The following is a 16,400-nucleotide window of genomic DNA, read 5'->3' as shown; positions in this document are numbered from 1 at the left end:
CCCGGGCTACTCGGCGGCCAGGTGGTCGGGGCCGGAGGTGATGCGGCCGGTGGAGAGGCCGGCCTGGGCCTGCCGGCGGGCCGGTTCACGGCCGGGGGGCTGGCTGCAGCGCTCCTGGGCGGGCGGGGTGGTGGTGGGCAGCGAGACCGGGCGGCCCGCCTTCACCTGGACCGTCTCGCCGTCGTGCCGCAGGTGGATCACCTCGCCGCGGCGCAGCGTGTACGTGGTGCGGTCGTGGTCGATCTCCACCCGCAGCAGCTGCCCGCGGACCAGCAGCGAGAAGCTGAGCCGCATCAGCCCGATGGGCAGCCGGGGCCGGAACCAGAGCACCTCGCCGTGGTCGCGCAGCCCGCCGAAGCCGGCCACCAGGGCGATGCAGGCCCCGGCGAGCGAGGCCATGTGCAGGCCGTCGCGGGTGTTGCCGCCGAGGTCGTGCAGGTCCATCAGGGCGGCCTCGGCGGTGTAGTCGTACGCGAGGTCGAGCTGCCCCACCTCGGCGGCCATCACCGCCTGGGTGCAGGCGGAGAGCGAGGAGTCGCGGACGGTCAGCCGCTCGTAGTAGGCGAAGTTGCGGGCCTTCTGCTCGTCGGTGAAGGCGTCGCCGCGGACCTGCATGGCGAGCACCAGGTCGGCCTGCTTGACCACCTGCTTGCGGTACAGGTCGAAGTACGGGTAGTGCAGCAGCAGCGGGAAGTTCTCCGGCCGGGTGTTCTCGAAGTCCCAGACCTGGTGGTCGGTGAAGCCGTCGGCCTGCGGGTGGACGCCGAGGTTCTCGTCGTACGGGATGAACATCGCGGTGGCGGCGTCCCGCCAGGCGGCGGTCTCCTCGGTGTCGACGCCGAGTGCGGCGGCCTCGCCCGGGTGCCTGGCGGCGGCCTCGGCCGCGGCGCGCAGGTTCGTCTGCGCCATCAGGTTGGTGTAGACGTTGTTGTCGGCGACGGCGCTGTACTCGTCCGGGCCGGTGACGCCCTCGATGCGGAACCGGCCGGCGGAGTCGTGGTGGCCCAGCGAGCGCCACATCCGGGCGGTCTCGACGAGCAGTTCCAGCCCGTACTCGCGCTCGAACTCGGTGTCCCCGGTGGCCCGGACGTAGCGGGCGGCGGCGGCCGCGATGTCCGCGCCGATGTGGAAGGCGGCGGTGCCGGCCGGCCAGTAGCCGGAGCACTCCTCGCCGCGGATCGTCCGCCACGGGAACACCGCTCCGGCCAGGCCGAGTTGGACCGCCCGGTCGCGGGCCAGCGGGAGCGTGGTGTGCCGCCAGCGCAGGGCCTGGTTGACGGCGGCGGGCAGGCAGTAGGTGAGCACCGGCAGGACGAAGGCCTCGGTGTCCCAGAAGCTGTGCCCGTCGTAGCCCGGTCCGGTCAACCCCTTGGCGGGGATGGCGCGTTCCTCGCTGCGGGCGCCGGCCTGGAGCACGTGGAAGACGGCGAACCGGACGGCCTGCTGGAGTTCGACGTCGCCCTCGATCTCGACGTCGCTGGTGTCCCAGAACTCCTCGAGGAAGTCGGACTGTTCGGCGACCAGGCCGTCCCAGCCGGTGTACCGGGCGGCGGTCAGCGCGGCCTCCACCTGGTCCCGGACGGCCGGCAGCGAGCGGGTCGCCGACCAGCCGTAGGCGATGAACTTCACCAGCCGCAGCCGCTCGCCGGGGTTCAGCACGGTGGTGACGCTGATCCGGCAGTGGTCGGCCTCCGCCTCGGCGACGGTGTCCAGCCGCTCCGGGCCCTCGATCAGGTGGTCCATGCCGGCCGCGACCCGGATGCCGCTGTACCGGGTGCGGTGCACCAGTACCGCCTTCGTCCCGCCCGCGTGGTTCACCTCGGCGAGCAGCGGGGCCTCCAGCACGGCGGCGGCCCGCGGGTCGCCCTCGGGTCCGCCGGGCAATTGCTCGTTGGCGACCAGCTCGCTCTGCAGCACGATCCGCACCGGGCCGTCCACCGCCTCGACGATGTACTCGACGGCGGCGACGGCCCGCTGGGTGAGCGAGACCAGCCGGGTGGAGTCGACCTTGATGGTCCGCCCGGCCGGGGAGGTCCACTCGGCGGAGCGCCGCAGCAGGCCCTCGCGGAAGTCCAACCAGCGGCGGTGGCTGACCAGTTGTCCGTAGCGCAGGTCGAAGGGCTCGTCGTCCACCAGCAGCCGGATGATCTTGCCGTTGGTCACGTTGATGACGCTCTGGCTGGACTCCGGGTAGCCGTAGCCGCCCTCGCCGTAGGGCAGCGGGCGCAGCTCGAAGACGCCGTTGAGGTAGGTGCCGGGCAGGCCGTGCGGCTCGCCCTCGTCGAGGTTGGCGCGCAGGCCGATGTGGCCGTTGGAGAGCGCGAAGACGGACTCGGCGCGGGCCGGCGAGGTGAGGTCGAGGCCGTGTTCGACGACCTGCCACGGATCGACGGCGAAGGGCTGCTCCTGGCCGCTCGTCACGACGCCTCCTCGGGCTGCTGCGGGTGGTCGGGGATCAGCTCGGCGAGGTCGCGGACGACCACGGTGGCGCCGTCGCGGCGCAGTTCGGCGGCCTGGCCGGTGCGGTCCACGCCGACCACCGCGCCGAAGCCGCCCGCCCGGCCGGAGGCGACCCCGGCCAGCGCGTCCTCGAACACGGCGGCGTGCGCGGGCTCCACGCCCAGCGCCCGGGCGGCGGCCAGGTAGGTGTCCGGCGCGGGCTTGCCCGGCAGCCCCTCGCGCTTGGCGACCACGCCGTCCACGATCACGTCGAAGTAGCCCTCGATGCCCGCCGCGCGCAGCACGTCCCGGCAGTTGGCGCTGGACGAGACGACGGCGGTGGGCAGGCCGAGCGCCCGCAGCCGGCGCACGTAGGCGACCGAGCCGTCGTACGGGGCGACGCCCTGCTCGCGGATCATCCGCAGCACGGTGTCGTTCTTGGCCCGGCTGACGCCGTGCACGGTGCGGGCGCCCGGCGGGTCGGCGTCGGTGCCCTCGGGCAGGTCGACGCCCCGGCTGTGCAGGAAGGCGCGGGTGCCGTCGAGTCTCGGCCGCCCGTCCACATGGGCGTCGTAGTCGGCGACGGCGTCGAACGGGGTGAACGGCCCGCCGGTGCGGGCGGCTTCGGCCCGCAGGAAGGCGTCGAAGGTGTCCTTCCAGGCCGCGGCGTGCACCGTGGCGGTCTGGGTGAGCACCCCGTCGAGGTCGAAGAGGAAAGCGCGGATGTCGTCCGGTAGCCCCAGCATGGGTGCAGTCTTACCCGTCCGCGCGCGCCGTGCCGCCCATTCCCGGCGGCGCGTCGCGGGAACGGGCGGCGGTTCGTTCGAAACCGACCGCGCGGCGGCCGGAACCGGACCCTCAGGGCGAGTCCGGGGTCGCGGTGACGGCGAAGACCGCGCCCTGCGGGTCCCGCACCACCGCCATCCGCCCCGCCTGCATGTCGAACGGCGGCTGGATCACCGAGCCGCCCGCCTTGACCAGGGCGTCCACCGTGGAGTCGGTGTCGTCCACCGAGAAGTAGGCCATCCAGTGCGGGGGCGTGCCCGGCGCCAGGTACCCGGCGACCGGCTGCATGCCGCCCACCGTGTGGTCGCCGACGTTGAGCGAGTAGAACCCGTCCATGCCCTGGATGGTGCCCGGGCGCAGGCCGAACGCCTGCTGGTAGAACCGCCCGGCCGCGGCGGTGTCGGTGGTGTTGAGCTCGTTCCACACCAGCGCGCCGGGCTCGTTGACGATGCCCGCGCCGATGAAGTCCAGCGTCTGCCAGACGCCGAACACCGCGCCGGTCGGATCCGCGGCGACCAGCATCCGGCCGGTGCCGCCGACCTCCATCACCGGGTGGACGATCGTGCCGCCGGCGCCGGCGACGGCCTGCGCGGCGGCGTCGGCGTCGTCCGCGGCGAGGTAGGTGGTCCAGCCGACCGGGGGCGGCTGCTGCCCCTCCGGGGCGGAGCGGGCCATGATCCCGGCGACCGGCCTGCCCTTCAGCGAGCACACGGCGTAGCCGCCGTACTCGGCCGGGCCGACCTCGCCCTGCCAGCCGAACAGGTCGCGGTAGAAGTCGAGCGCGGCCTGCTGGTCGTTCGCCGTCAGGTCCACCCAGCAAGGGGTACCGGGCTTGTACGGTGCGGTGACTACGGGCATTCCTTGGCCTCCAAGCGATGGTCGTCCGCCGGGTGGACCGCCGGGGGCGCGGACCGTCCGGCCGCGCGGCGCCGACGGCCGTACACCGCCCACGATCGCCGCGCATCCGCGATCCCGCCACCGGACGGCGTCCCGGCGGGTCGCCGTCCGCCGGGCGGTCACCGCGGGGGCGCCCGGCGGTCACGGCGCGTGGTGGTGGCCGCCCCTGGTGAAGAGCGGCTGCGGCCGGCCGCTCTGCGCGTAGTCCTTGAGCCGGACGAGCAGCTGCGCCCAGGTGCCGGCCACCAGCGGCACGCCCTCCTCGCCGCCGGGCTGCCAGCCGCCGTGCCGCAGCAGCAGCCGGGTGCGGTGGCCGGGGTCGCCCCGCTCGTCGGGCCGCTCGGCGAGGTCCCAGCTGATCCAGGTGCCGGCCCAGTGCGGCGGGAAGGCCCCGGCGTTCGTCCACACCACCCGGTCCCGGTCGGTGCGCTCGCGCCGCAGCCGGTACGGCTCGGGGTCCCCGGGGACGGCGAGCAGCAGCACGTCGTCCTCCCGCTCCACCTCGGTCGTCCACCAGGAGGTCAGCCCGTCGTGGGTGGTCAGCGCGGCCAGCACGACGGCGCGCGGAGCGGCGATGTCGAGCTCCAGGGCGATCTCGGCCATGGGTTCCGCCTTTCGGGCCTGCGGCTCCCCCCGGGCGTGTCCGCCAGGCCCACCATGGCACGGGCCCGGGGACGGCGCGCCCCGGGCCGGCGCGGTGGCCGCCGATCAGTAGGACGTGTTGAGGCAGATGTCGTCGTCGGCCGACCGGGCCTCGTTGGTGACGCTGGTGGGCAGCGGTGCGGGCGTGCCCGGGGTGGACGGGGCCGCCGTCAGGGAGCCGCCGGTACCCGTGGCCGCCGCTCCGTTGGCCGCCGCGAAGTCCTTGCCGACGATCACGGTGACACCCGGCGAGGTGCCCGGCTCCACGGTCGCGCCGGGGAACATCGCCGCGACCTTCTCGGCGTTCGCCTTCTGGCCCGAGCCGTACTGGACCATCGTGGTCGTGTACTTGAGACTCTTCGCCGGGCCCACCGCGGTGGCGGTGAACTTGGCCGCCTTGAGCTGCTCGGCCGCCTTGGTGGCCATGCCGCCGGCGGGGGTGCCGGAGTAGACGGACACCTTGAAGTCCGTGTTGGCGGTCTCGGCCGCGACCGGGGAGGCCGGGGTGGTGGGGGCCGCCGGCGCGGTCGGCGAGGCCGCCTCCGGGGGCTGCTCGCCGGTCGCGTTCTGGCCGTCGATGGTGCGGTCGGCCTTGAGGGTGTCCCAGAGCCTGTCGACGTCGGGCGACACCAGCTCCAGGTTCTCCTTGTGGTACTTCCAGGGCGGGGTGACGAACTTGATGTCGTGCAGGTCGATGTTCTTCAGCGAGAGCGCGAAGGACATCAGCTTGTCGACGGTGTTGAGCCCCTCGTCCACCCGGAGCGACTTGGTGGCGGCATCGGCCAGCGGCAGCAGGTTGGTGGGGTTGAGGCCGCGCTGCTTGACCGCGCTGATCATCGAACTCAGGAAGGCCTGCTGGCGCTTCATCCGGCCGATGTCCGAGTTGTCGCCGAGGCCGTGCCGCAGGCGGACGTAGTCGAGGGCCTTCTGGCCCTCCACCTTCTGGCGCCCGGAGGGAAGGACGAGACCGCCCTTCTTGCCGAGGTTCGGGTTCATGTCGCCCTCGTAGATGGCCTTGGGCAGGCATATGTCGACGCCGTCCACGGCCTCGGTCATCGAGGCGAAGCCCTGGAAGTCGACCACCATGGTGTGATCGATCCGGATGCCGGTGAGCTTCTCCACGGTGTTCTGGGTGCAGGCGGGGTTGCCGTCCGCGGAGTTCCCGACGGAGAAGGCGGAGTTGAAGAGGATGTCCTCGCCCTTGACCTCCTTGGACCACTTCCCGTCCGGCTTCTTGCAGGGCGGGATCGTCACGAGGGAGTTGCGCGGGATCGAGATGCCCACGGCGTGCTTGTGGTCCGCATAGACGTGCAGCAGGATCGTGGTGTCCGAGCGGGCGCCGGCGGCGTCGCCGCCGCCGAGGTCGGAGTTGTTGCCGCCGCGGCTGTCCGAACCGATGAGCAGGACGTTGACCGGCTTGTTGCCGTTCGCGTCGGCCTGGGCCTCCGGCGGCCGGTCCTTGGCTATCGCGTCCGGGTCGATGGTCTTGATGTTGCCGTTCAGCTTGTAGTAGATCAGCCCGCCGGTGCCCGCCAGCAGGACCAGCACACCGGCGGCGGACCAGGCGACGATCTTCTTGGCGCTCCGCTTCGGCTTGCGCGCCGCGGCCCTGGCCGCCGCGCGACCACCGGCGGCCGGGGGCGCGCCCTGGGCGGCGCCCGCCCTGCCCTGGGCGGCCCGGCGGGCCTCGGCGCGGCCGCCCTGCCGCGGCGGGGGCACCGTGCCGGCGTGCGCTCCGTCGGCCGTGGGCGCGCCGGGCGCGTCGTCACCGCGAGCCGGACCCTCGCTCCGCTGACCTGACATGCGTGCACCTTTCACCGCCGGACGCCGCGCCCCCCGGTGTCCGGACGCGTTGCACACAGAGAGACGGCCGGGGTCGCCCCGGGGTTGCACGTACGACGGTCGCAATAACCGACGAACGCCCCCGGAATGACACCCCCCACGACTCCCACCGCGGGTCCCTCGTTCCCCAGAGGGCCCACCTCTGGATCATACAAACCGACGATACGACCGAACCGTTCCGCCGTGCGGCGGTATCCCGGGAACGGCGAAGGCCCGGGTCGGAGGTGGTCCGGCCCGGGCCTTCGTGTCGGTGGGGCGCCAGGGGCTCGAACCCTGAACCTACGGATTAAAAGTCCGCTGCTCTACCCATTGAGCTAGCACCCCGACACCGTGGACATCATGCCAGACCGGGCCGACCCGTGCGGCCGAATACGGCCCGGCGGACGGGCCGGCGGGGTCCGGCGGGGTCCGGCAGGGCCCGACGGGGGCGCGGCAAAGGCGCGGCGGCCGGGAGTGATCCGGGTCACTTTCCCGGGGCCTTGGCCCGGCGGCGGACCGCGTGTCACTATTCCTGCACGCCCACCCTGCCCAAAACCCGTTCCGGGGGCGGGGGTTGAGTGTCGAAGCCGCCGGTCCGCGCAGGTCGGACCAGGTCCGCGGCCGACACGAGTACCGGCTCCCCCTCGATGGTCCGTCACCCGCCCGAGCCGCGGCGTGCGCGGGGGGACGTCCACACACGCACGCCACGATTGGACAGGTGGAGGAACAATGTCGGAAAACGCCTTCCTGGAGACCTTCTACGCAGCCATCGAGGGAACCGCCCGCGTGGTGGACGTGCCCTTCGAGCGCGACACGGTCCGGCCCGTCCTCACCGCCTACCAGGACGTGCTGGAGGATTCGGTGATCTCCTTCCGGGTGCAGAACAGCCCGCGCGGCACCGACGACCTCGACTGCCGCTTCACCATGCTCCCCCGGGGCCTCGACCCGTACGCCGTCGCGCTGGCCAACGGCCTGACCGGGCCGACCGACCACCCCGTCGGCCGGCTGCTGGCCGAGGTGCACGGCGAGCTCCCGATCGACAGCTGCGGCGTCGACTTCGGGGTCCGCGCCGGGTTCACCAAGGCCTGGTCCTTCCCCGCCGCCGAACGGCTGCTGACGGTCCGCGAGGTGATGGCGCTGCCGTCGGCGCCGGAGAGCATCGGCGCCCACCTCGACCTCTTCGACCGCTACGGGCTGTCCGACATCGTCAGCACGGTCGGCATCGACTACGGCAGCCGCACGGTCAACCTCTACTTCGGCGGCGGCGCCTCTGGCCGGGTGCCGCGGGAGACCCTCGGTCCCGACGGCGTCCGCTCGATGCTCCGCGAGATCGGCCTGCCCGGCCCCAGCGACGAGCTGCTGGCGTTCAACGAGAAGGCCTTCGTCCTGTACGCCACGCTCGGTTGGGACTCCCCGGAGATCTCGCGGATCACCTACTCGGTGATGACGCCCGAGCCGCTGGCGCTGCCGGTCACCGTCGCCCCGCAGATCGAGCGGCTGGTGAAGGACGCCCCGTACAGCACCGAGGGCCGCAACTTCGTCTACGGCGTCACGGTCACCCCCAAGGGCGAATACCACAAGATCCAGTCGTACTACCAGTGGCGGCGGCCGGTCGAGAGGATGCTGGTCGCCGAGAAGTAGGACGCGCCGGCGGTGCCCGCCCGGGCCCGCCGGGGACCGCTCCTCGGTCCCCGGCGGGCCCTTCGCCGTCCCGGCACGCGGCCCGCCACCGGATTCCTTCCTTCCGAGAACCCTGGATGAGCGATCTCCATGCAGAAACGACACGGGGAGCTGAGTTCGTTGTCCCTACCCGCCGCAGCCGAGGGGCTGTCGGAGCACCGCGCGGCCCGGCCGGTCGGCACCGGCCGGGCCCGGGCCAAGGCCATCGTGCTGGGCGAGCACGCGGTGGTCTACGGGGCCCCGGCGCTCGCTCTCCCGGTGCCGCAGCTGACCGTCACGGCCACCGCCGGGTCCTTCGCGCAGTCGCCCGCCGACCCCGACGACTTCTCCCTCACCATGACCGGTGACAAGGCGCGGCCCAGGGCCGCCCAGGCCTCCGACGGACTGCACCGGCTGACCGCCGAGTTCCGGGCCGTCCTGGGGGTGCCCGACACCGTGCACCTCGACGTGGTCATCGACTGCGCGATCCCGGTCGGCCGCGGGCTCGGCTCCAGCGCGGCCTGCGCCCGGGCGGTGGTCCACGCGCTGGCCGACCTCTTCGAGCGCGAGGTGTCGCCCAAGTTGGCGTTCGACCTGGTGCAGACGGCCGAGAACGTGGCGCACGGACGGGCCAGCGGCGTCGACGCGATGGCCGTCGGCGCGACCGCCCCGCTGCTGTTCCGGGCCGGCCGGGCGCAGGAGCTGCCGATCGGCTGCGAGGGCCTGTTCATCGTCGCGGACAGCGGCGTCGCGGGCCGGACCAAGGACGCCGTCGAGCTGCTGCGCCGCGGCTTCGGGGAGCGCCCGGGCACCCAGGACGCCTTCGTGCGCCGGGCCACCGAGCTGACCGAGACGGCCCGGCGGGCGCTCGCCGAGGGCCGGGCGGAGCGGCTCGGCGCCCAACTCACCGACTACCACGAACTGTTGCGCGCGAGCGGGCTGAGCACCGACCGGATCGACAAGATGGTCGAGGCCGCGCTGGCCGGCGGCGGCCTCGGCGCCAAGATCACCGGCGGCGGGATGGGCGGCTGCGTGATCGCGCTGGCCCGCGCGGAGCAGGCGGCCGAGGTCACCCGCCGGCTGCTGGCGGCCGGCGCCGTCCAGACCTGGTCCGTCCCGTTCGGGGGGCAGGCCGGCCATGGCCGTTGAGCAGCCCGTCGGCGTGCCCGACCACCCCGCCGCCGCCGGGGACGCCACCGCCGTCGCGCACCCGAACATCGCGCTGATCAAGTACTGGGGCAAGCGGGACGAGCGGCTCGTCCTGCCGTGGACCGACAGCCTCTCGCTGACCCTGGACGTCTTCCCCACCACCACTCGGGTCCGGCTCGCGCCCGGCGCCGGGCGGGACGCGGTCACCCTCGACGGCGTGCCGCTGGCCGGCGAGCCGCGGCGCCGGGTGGTCGCCTTCCTGGAACTGGTCCGCGAGCGCGCCGGGCTGGCGCTGCCGGCCGTCGTGGAGACCCGGAACACCGTGCCCACCGGCGCCGGACTGGCCTCCTCCGCCAGTGGGTTCGCCGCGCTGGCCGCCGCCGCCGGCGCCGCGTACGGGCTCGGTCTCGACGCCACCGGGCTCTCCCGGCTGGCCCGGCGCGGCTCGGGTTCGGCCGCGCGGTCCGTCTTCGGCGGCTTCGCCCTCTGGCACGCCGGACAGCCCGGCCACGCCGACGCCGACCTCGGCTCGTACGCCGAGCCGCTGCCGGTGCCGGTGCGCGCGCTGGACCCGGCGCTGGTGGTCGCGGTGGTCGACGCCGGTCCCAAGGCGGTCTCCAGCCGGGAGGCGATGCGCCACACGGTCGACACCTCGCCGCTGTACCGGCCCTGGGCCGCCTCCAGCCAGGCCGACCTGATCGAGATGCGGCACGCGCTGGACCGCGCCGACCTCGACGCGGTGGGCGAGATCGCCGAGCGCAACGCGCTCGGGATGCACGCCACGATGCTGGCGGCCCGCCCGGCGGTGCGCTACCTGTCGGCGGCCACGCTGACGGTGCTGGACGCCGTGCTGGAGCTGCGGCGCGGCGGGGTGGCGGCGTACGCGACGATGGACGCCGGGCCGAACGTCAAGGTGCTCTGCCGGGGCGCGGACGCCCAGCGGGTGGCGGCGGCGGTGCGCGGGGCCGTCGGCACCGCCGCGGTGCACCTCGCCGGGCCTGGGCCTGGAGCCCGGCTGCTGGGCGCGAACCCGGACGCGAACCCGGGCGCGAACCCGTGAGCGGCGGCCGCCCGCCGGTGGTGCGGAGCGCGCCGGGCAAGCTGTTCGTCGCGGGCGAGTACGCGGTGGTGGAGCCGGGCGGCCCGGCGATCCTGGTGGCGGTCGACCGCCACGTCACCGTCACCGCCGCCGAGCCCGCCGCCGGCCCGGGCGTGCTGATCGCCTCCGACCTCGCCGCCGCGCCGGTGCGCTGGCGGTGGCGCGGCGGCCGGCTCGACCCGGTCGGCGCGGCGGACCCGGCCCGGGCCCGCCGCGAACTGGCCCACGTCGTCGCCGCCGTCGAGGCGGTCGCCCGGCTGCTGGCCGAACACGGCCTTCCGGAGCCCGCGGTGGACCTCTCGATCGGCAGCCGGCTGCACGAGAACGGCGTCAAGTTCGGCCTCGGGTCGAGCGGCGCGGTGACCGTGGCGACCGTCGCGGCGGTGGCCGCGTACGGCGGCCTGGCGCTGTCGGCCGAGGAGCGCTACCGGCTGGCCCTGCTGGCGTCGGCCGGGCTGGACCCCCAGGGCTCCGGCGGCGACCTCGCCGCCGGCACCTGGGGCGGCTGGATCGCCTACCGGTCGCCCGACCGGGGCGCCGTGCTGGACCTGGCCCGCCGCCGGGGCGTGGCCGAGGCGCTGTCCGCGCCCTGGCCGGGCCTCGCGGTGCGCCGGCTGCCGCCGGTGCCCGGGCTGGCCCTGGAGGTCGGCTGGAGCGGCACCCCGGCCTCCACCGCGCAGATGGTGTCCGCACTGCACCGGCGCGGCCCGCGCGGCACACCCGCCCACCGGCGGTACGCGGCCGCCGCCGAGGACTGCGTACGGGCCGCCGCCGAGGCGTTCGACCGGGGCGACCCGCCGGCCCTCCTGGAACAGATCCGGCGCGCCCGCCGGGAACTGGCCCGGTTCGACGACGAGGTCGGACTCGGCGTCTTCACCCCCGCCCTGACGGCGCTGTGCGACGCGGCCGAGGCCGTGGGCGGCGCGGCCAAGCCCTCGGGCGCCGGGGGCGGCGACTGCGGCATCGCCCTGCTGGACACCGCGGGCGCGGCGCCGGACATCGACCAGCTACGGGAGCGGTGGGCCGCGGCCGGGGTACGACCCCTGGCCCTGCGTCCCGCCCTGGAAGGAGACTCGCAATGATCTCTCAACGCAAGGACGACCACGTCCGGCTCGCGGTCGAGCAGCAGCACGGCCACGTCGGGCGCAACCAGTTCGACGAGGTGTCGTTCGTCCACCACGCCCTGGCCGGGATCGACCGGCCGCGGGTGTCCCTGGCCACGACCTTCGCCGGCCTCTCCTGGCCGGTCCCGCTGTACATCAACGCGATGACCGGCGGCAGCGAGATGACCGGCCGGATCAACCGCGACCTCGCGATCGCCGCCCGGCAGACCGGCGTGCCGATCGCGTCCGGCTCGATGAGCGCCTACTTCAAGGACGAGTCCTGCGCCGCCACGTTCAGCGTGCTGCGCGAGGAGAACCCGGACGGCTTCGTGCTGGCCAACGTCAACGCGACCGCCTCGGTGGAGAAGGCCCGCCGCGCCGTCGACCTGCTGCGGGCCGACGCCCTGCAGATCCACGTCAACACCGTCCAGGAGACGGTGATGCCCGAGGGCGACCGCTCGTTCTCCGCCTGGGTGCCGCAGATCGGCAAGATCGCGGCCGGCGTGGACGTCCCGGTGATCGTCAAGGAGGTCGGCTTCGGGCTCAGCCGGGAAACCGTCCTGACGCTGCGCGAACTGGGCGTGCGGGTGGCCGACCTCGGCGGCCGGGGCGGCACCGACTTCGCCCGGATCGAGAACGGCCGGCGCGACCTGCGCGACTACTCCTACCTGGAGGGCTGGGGCCTGTCCACCGCCGCCTGCCTGCTGGACGCGCAGGGCGTGGACCTGCCCGTGCTGGCCTCCGGCGGCGTGCGCCACCCGCTCGACGTGGCCCGCGCGCTGGCGCTCGGCGCCCGGGGCGTCGGGGCCTCCGGCACCTTCCTGCGCACGCTGATGGACGAGGGCGTGGAGGCGCTGGTCGTCCAGCTCTCCACCTGGCTCGACCAGTTGGCGGCGCTGATGACCATGCTCGGCGCGGCCACCCCCGCCGACCTCACCCGCCGCGACCTGCTGATCCAGGGCTCCCTGCGGGAGTTCTGCGCCGACCGCGGCATCGACACCGCCCAGTTCGCCCGGCGCTCCGCCGCGGCCGACGACCTCACGGGAGGCACCCGATGACCGACGAACACGCCGTCGCCGGCGTCCCGATGCGCTGGGTGGGACCGGTGCGCATCTCCGGGAACGTCGCCACCACCGAGACCCACGTCCCGCTGGCCACCTACGAGTCCCCGCTGTGGCCCTCGGTGGGCCGCGGCGCGAAGGTCTCCATGCTCGCCGAGCGCGGCATCGTCGCGACCCTGGTCGACGAGCGGATGACCCGCTCGGTGCTGGTCGAGGCGACCGACGCGCAGACCGCGCTGGCCGCCGCCCGCGCCGTCGAGGCGCGCTTCGAGGAACTGCGGGAGGTGGTGCGCGGCTGCAGCCGGTTCGCCGAACTCGTCGGCGTCCGGCACGAGATCAACGCCAACCTGCTGTTCGTCCGGTTCGAGTTCACCACCGGCGACGCCTCCGGGCACAACATGGCGACGCTCGCCTCCGACGCGCTGCTGCAGCACCTGCTGCGGACGGTCCCGGGGATCTCCTACGGCTCGATATCGGGCAACTACTGCACCGACAAGAAGGCGACCGCCGTCAACGGCATCCTGGGGCGCGGCAAGAACGTGGTCACCGAGCTGCTGGTGCCGCGCGAGGTGGTCAGCGGCGTGCTGCGCACCACGGCGGCGAAGGTCGTCCAGCTGAACGTCCGCAAGAACATGCTGGGCACCCTGCTGGCGGGCGGCATCCGCTCGGCCAACGCCCACTTCGCGAACATGCTGCTCGGCTTCTACCTGGCCACCGGCCAGGACGCGGCGAACATCGTCGAGGGCTCGCAGGGCGTGGTGATGGCCGAGGACCGCGACGGCGACCTGTACTTCGCCTGCACCCTGCCGAACCTGATCGTCGGCACGGTGGGCAACGGCAAGGGGCTCGCCTTCGTGGAGAGCAACCTGGCCCGGCTCGGCTGCCGGGCCGACCGCGAGCCGGGGGAGAACGCCCGGCGGCTGGCCGTCATCGCGGCGGCGACCGTGCTGTGCGGCGAACTCTCGCTGCTCGCGGCGCAGACCAACCCGGGCGAGCTGATGCGCGCCCACGTCCACCTGGAACGCGGCAGCGCGACGCAGAAGGTCGGGGTGTAGCGCATGTCCACGAGCACCGCCGCCACCGCGGTCGGGATCCACGACCTCTCGTTCGCCACCACCGAGTTCGTGCTGCCGCACACGGCGCTCGCCGAGCACAACGGCACACCGGTCGGCAAGTACCACGTGGGCATCGGCCAGCGGTCGATGAGCGTACCGGCCGCCGACGAGGACATCGTCACCCTGGGCGCCGCGGCCGCCGCCCCGGTCGTCGCCCGGCACGGCGCGGACGGCATCCGCACCCTGGTGTTCGCCACCGAGTCCTCGATCGACCAGGCGAAGGCCGCCGGCGTGTACGTCCACTCGCTGCTCGGGCTGCCGTCGGCGACCCGGGTGGTCGAGCTCAAGCAGGCCTGCTACGGCGCCACCGCCGCCCTGCAGTTCGCCCTCGGGCTGATCCACCGCGACCCCTCGCAGAAGGTCCTGGTGGTGGCGAGCGACGTCTCCAGGTACGAGCTGGACAGCCCCGGCGAGGCGACCCAGGGCGCCGCCGCGGTGGCCATGCTGGTCACCGCGGACCCGGCGCTGGTGCGGATCGAGGAGCCCTCGGGCCTGTTCACCGCGGACGTCATGGACTTCTGGCGGCCGAACTACCGGGACGCCGCGCTGGTCGACGGCCAGGAGTCGATCGGCGCCTACCTCCAGGCCGTGCGGGGGACGTGGAAGGACTACGGCGAGCAGGGCGGCCGGCCGCTGGAGGCGTTCAGCGCCTTCTGCTACCACCAGCCGTTCACCAGGATGGCCTACAAGGCGCACCGCCACCTGCTGAACTCCGCCGGGTACGACACCGACGAGGCGGCGGTCCAGGGGGCCCTGGGGCTGACCACCGCGTACAACGAGGTGATCGGCAACAGCTACACCGCCTCGGTGTACCTGGGCCTGGCCGCGCTGCTCGACCAGGCGGAGGACCTCGGCGGGCGGGCGGTGGGCTTCCTCAGCTACGGCTCGGGCAGCGTCGCGGAGTTCTTCGCCGGGACGGTCGCGCCGGGCTACCGGGCGCACCTGCGCACGGCGCAGCACCGGGCGGCGGTCGAGCGGCGCCGGCCGATCGGCTACGCCCGCTACCGCGAACTGCACGGGGCGTCGCTCCCGACCGACGGCGGCGACCACCCGAGCCCGGAGGAGACCACCGGCCCGTTCCGGCTGGCCGGGATCAACGGGCACAAGCGCCGCTACGAGAAGCGCTGACGGCCCGCGCGATCCGGGCACGGAGCACCCGCGGATCCGTTGACGGGCGGTGTTGCCGCCCGCCCGGCAGCGGATCCGCGGGGTGGTCGCCGTGCGGTGCCGCCGGCCTCAGGCCCGGCGGCGCAGGGCGATCTCGGTGAGTTCCTCGATGTCGAACTCCGAGCGGCCCGGCGTGCCGTAGCGGGTGATCTTCCCCCGGCTGACCCACTTGCGGATGGTCGCCTCCGAGACGCCGGCGGCGAGCGCGGCGACGTTCGTCGGAACGAGCCGGTGGCGGGGCGGGCGGCTCAGACCGCCGCCCTTCGCCGCTGGTCCATGAGATGCCCCAGCGTGAGCCATTCGCGTATCCCCCATGAATGTCCGGACGAGCAGCCGATGCTGGTCCGTCCCCCGGTGTGGTGCTGCGGTGAGGCGTCGATCGTCCCCGGGCAGCCGTCCACCACGCAGTCCCGGGCGGGCGGCGCGGGGCGGTCGGCGCTGTCGGGGTCGGGGTCGATCGCGTTGAGCAGTTCGACCCGCAGGTCCTCGATCTCGTCGGCGAACTCGGCGGCCGGCGGCTGCGCGGTGAGCCAGTCCAGGTGGCGGCCGAGGAACCGCGCCAGGTGCGGCACGGAGCGGACCGCCGTGGTGGTGCCGAGCCGCTCGGCGGCGAAGTGCGACCAGGACTCCAGGATCGCCACGATGTTGTTGCGGGCGTCGATCGCCGCCAGGTTCAGCCGGTCCCGGCGGCGGGTCCCCGACACCTTGGTGGGGTTGCGCCGCCGGGGCTCCGACTGGATGTGGTGCAGGCACTCCCGGTGCAGCTCGGGGAGCGCCCGCAGGGTGCGTTCCAGCTGTCCGATGCACGGGGCGCAGAGAACGGAACCGGCGGCGGCGGGGACCGCCCGTCCGTGGTTCCTGGGACAGGGGTGGGACTCCATCGAATCTCCTCGGTGCGTGCGTGCGGCACCCGGATTGCCTCGGCCGGCCGGTCAGTCGGTGGGAATCCAGTCCCGCCGGATGTGCGGGGTCTCGATGCCGAGCGCCTTCATGTGCTCGATCGGGTTGGTGTACTCACGGCTGGCGGCGATGAGGCCGTCCCGCAGGGTGAAGCCGTGGATGAAGTGGTTGCGGTAGCGGCCCTCGGGATAGCCGGGGAAGCGGATCGTCCCCTCGCCCTCGCACTCGACCATGACGAGGTCCGGGTCCTGGGTCTCGTAGAGGCGGACGTCGGACCACTGCCAGTCGGGCAGGACCTCCAGGGAGAGCTCGTTGTGGCGCTTCAGCCTCTCCCGGCCGGTGACCACGATGGGCCGGCCGATGTCGGTGTAGAACAGGGCGGCGGTGCCGTCCTCGGTGTAGAGGGTGTACCGGCGCAGCCGGGCCTGCGGGCCGGTCTCCAGGTACCGCTCGACGGCCCGGCGGTTGCGGGCGCGCAGGTCGTGGTGGTCGGCGAAGGATTGTGGCGAGGTCATGACATCTCCGGGGGCGTGGGGCGGGGTCGGCGCGGAGGGGGCTCCGC

At 74.0% G+C, this 16,400-nt stretch carries 15 protein-coding genes and 1 tRNA gene; 7 read left to right on the top strand and 9 right to left on the bottom strand.

Annotated elements, in window-relative coordinates; all coding sequences use genetic code 11:
- Positions 1-6 precede the first annotated feature (6 nt).
- The 6 genes from ACFCLZ_RS20540 to ACFCLZ_RS20515 all read right to left on the bottom strand — a co-directional run bounded on the left by ACFCLZ_RS20540 (position 7) and on the right by ACFCLZ_RS20515 (position 6,930).
- Positions 7-2,421, bottom strand: a complete 2,415-nt coding sequence (locus ACFCLZ_RS20540) for a glycoside hydrolase family 65 protein (protein WP_380278035.1) — start codon at positions 2,419-2,421, stop codon at positions 7-9.
- On the bottom strand, positions 2,418-3,185 hold the full coding sequence (locus ACFCLZ_RS20535; RefSeq protein ID WP_380278033.1) for an HAD family hydrolase: 768 nt from the start codon (positions 3,183-3,185) through the stop codon (positions 2,418-2,420). Before ACFCLZ_RS20535 ends, ACFCLZ_RS20540 begins: the two co-directional genes overlap by 4 nt.
- 112 nt (positions 3,186-3,297) lie before the next feature.
- Positions 3,298-4,083, bottom strand: a complete 786-nt coding sequence (locus ACFCLZ_RS20530; protein WP_380278031.1) for a VOC family protein — start codon at positions 4,081-4,083, stop codon at positions 3,298-3,300.
- 180 nt (positions 4,084-4,263) lie between these two features.
- Positions 4,264-4,725, bottom strand: coding sequence for an SRPBCC domain-containing protein (locus ACFCLZ_RS20525; protein WP_380278029.1), 462 nt, complete (start codon positions 4,723-4,725; stop codon positions 4,264-4,266).
- Positions 4,726-4,830: 105 nt separating this feature from the next.
- Entirely contained in the window at positions 4,831-6,567 is a 1,737-nt protein-coding gene (locus ACFCLZ_RS20520; protein ID WP_380278027.1) for an LCP family protein, read from the bottom strand.
- A gap of 290 nt (positions 6,568-6,857) precedes the next feature.
- A tRNA-Lys gene (locus tag ACFCLZ_RS20515) sits at positions 6,858-6,930 on the bottom strand.
- 384 nt (positions 6,931-7,314) lie between these two features.
- Between ACFCLZ_RS20515 and ACFCLZ_RS20510 the strand changes: the two genes are divergently transcribed.
- The 7 genes from ACFCLZ_RS20510 (at position 7,315) to ACFCLZ_RS20480 (ending at position 14,899) form a co-directional block, all read left to right on the top strand.
- Positions 7,315-8,226: an aromatic prenyltransferase gene (locus ACFCLZ_RS20510; protein WP_380278025.1), complete on the top strand. Its 912-nt coding sequence runs from the start codon at positions 7,315-7,317 to the stop codon at positions 8,224-8,226.
- Between the two features lie 129 nt (positions 8,227-8,355).
- A complete protein-coding gene (gene mvk / locus ACFCLZ_RS20505) occupies positions 8,356-9,393 on the top strand; it encodes a mevalonate kinase (protein WP_380278024.1) in 1,038 nt (345 codons plus the stop codon).
- On the top strand, positions 9,383-10,453 hold the full coding sequence (gene mvaD, locus ACFCLZ_RS20500; protein ID WP_380278022.1) for a diphosphomevalonate decarboxylase: 1,071 nt from the start codon (positions 9,383-9,385) through the stop codon (positions 10,451-10,453). Before mvk ends, mvaD begins: the two co-directional genes overlap by 11 nt.
- Entirely contained in the window at positions 10,450-11,574 is a 1,125-nt protein-coding gene (locus tag ACFCLZ_RS20495) for a phosphomevalonate kinase (protein ID WP_380278021.1), read from the top strand. The genes mvaD and ACFCLZ_RS20495 overlap by 4 nt, the downstream gene beginning before the upstream one ends.
- Positions 11,571-12,653, top strand: coding sequence for a type 2 isopentenyl-diphosphate Delta-isomerase (gene fni / locus ACFCLZ_RS20490; RefSeq protein WP_380278020.1), 1,083 nt, complete (start codon positions 11,571-11,573; stop codon positions 12,651-12,653). Before ACFCLZ_RS20495 ends, fni begins: the two co-directional genes overlap by 4 nt.
- On the top strand, positions 12,650-13,711 hold the full coding sequence (locus ACFCLZ_RS20485) for a hydroxymethylglutaryl-CoA reductase (protein ID WP_380278018.1): 1,062 nt from the start codon (positions 12,650-12,652) through the stop codon (positions 13,709-13,711). Before fni ends, ACFCLZ_RS20485 begins: the two co-directional genes overlap by 4 nt.
- Positions 13,712-13,714: 3 nt before the next feature.
- Positions 13,715-14,899: a hydroxymethylglutaryl-CoA synthase gene (locus ACFCLZ_RS20480; RefSeq protein ID WP_380278016.1), complete on the top strand. Its 1,185-nt coding sequence runs from the start codon at positions 13,715-13,717 to the stop codon at positions 14,897-14,899.
- 108 nt (positions 14,900-15,007) lie between these two features.
- Here ACFCLZ_RS20480 and ACFCLZ_RS20475 read toward each other — a convergent pair whose 3' ends face one another.
- Genes ACFCLZ_RS20475 through ACFCLZ_RS20465 form a run of 3 tightly spaced genes read right to left on the bottom strand, consistent with a single transcriptional unit; the run spans position 15,008 to position 16,353 of the window.
- Entirely contained in the window at positions 15,008-15,238 is a 231-nt protein-coding gene (locus ACFCLZ_RS20475; RefSeq protein ID WP_380278014.1) for a hypothetical protein, read from the bottom strand.
- Positions 15,187-15,819 carry a hypothetical protein gene (locus ACFCLZ_RS20470; protein WP_380278012.1) on the bottom strand — a complete coding sequence of 211 codons (633 nt, stop codon included), beginning with the start codon at positions 15,817-15,819 and terminating at the stop codon, positions 15,187-15,189. Before ACFCLZ_RS20470 ends, ACFCLZ_RS20475 begins: the two co-directional genes overlap by 52 nt.
- A 51-nt stretch (positions 15,820-15,870) precedes the next feature.
- Positions 15,871-16,353 carry a PhzA/PhzB family protein gene (locus ACFCLZ_RS20465; protein WP_380278010.1) on the bottom strand — a complete coding sequence of 161 codons (483 nt, stop codon included), beginning with the start codon at positions 16,351-16,353 and terminating at the stop codon, positions 15,871-15,873.
- Positions 16,354-16,400 lie beyond the last annotated feature (47 nt).

It is taken from the genome of Kitasatospora purpeofusca (genome assembly GCF_042691725.1).
Taxonomy (GTDB): Bacteria; Actinomycetota; Actinomycetes; order Streptomycetales; family Streptomycetaceae; genus Kitasatospora; species Kitasatospora purpeofusca_B.
Note: the sequence above shows the minus strand (reverse complement) of the source record. Positions and strands in the feature narration are given on the sequence as shown.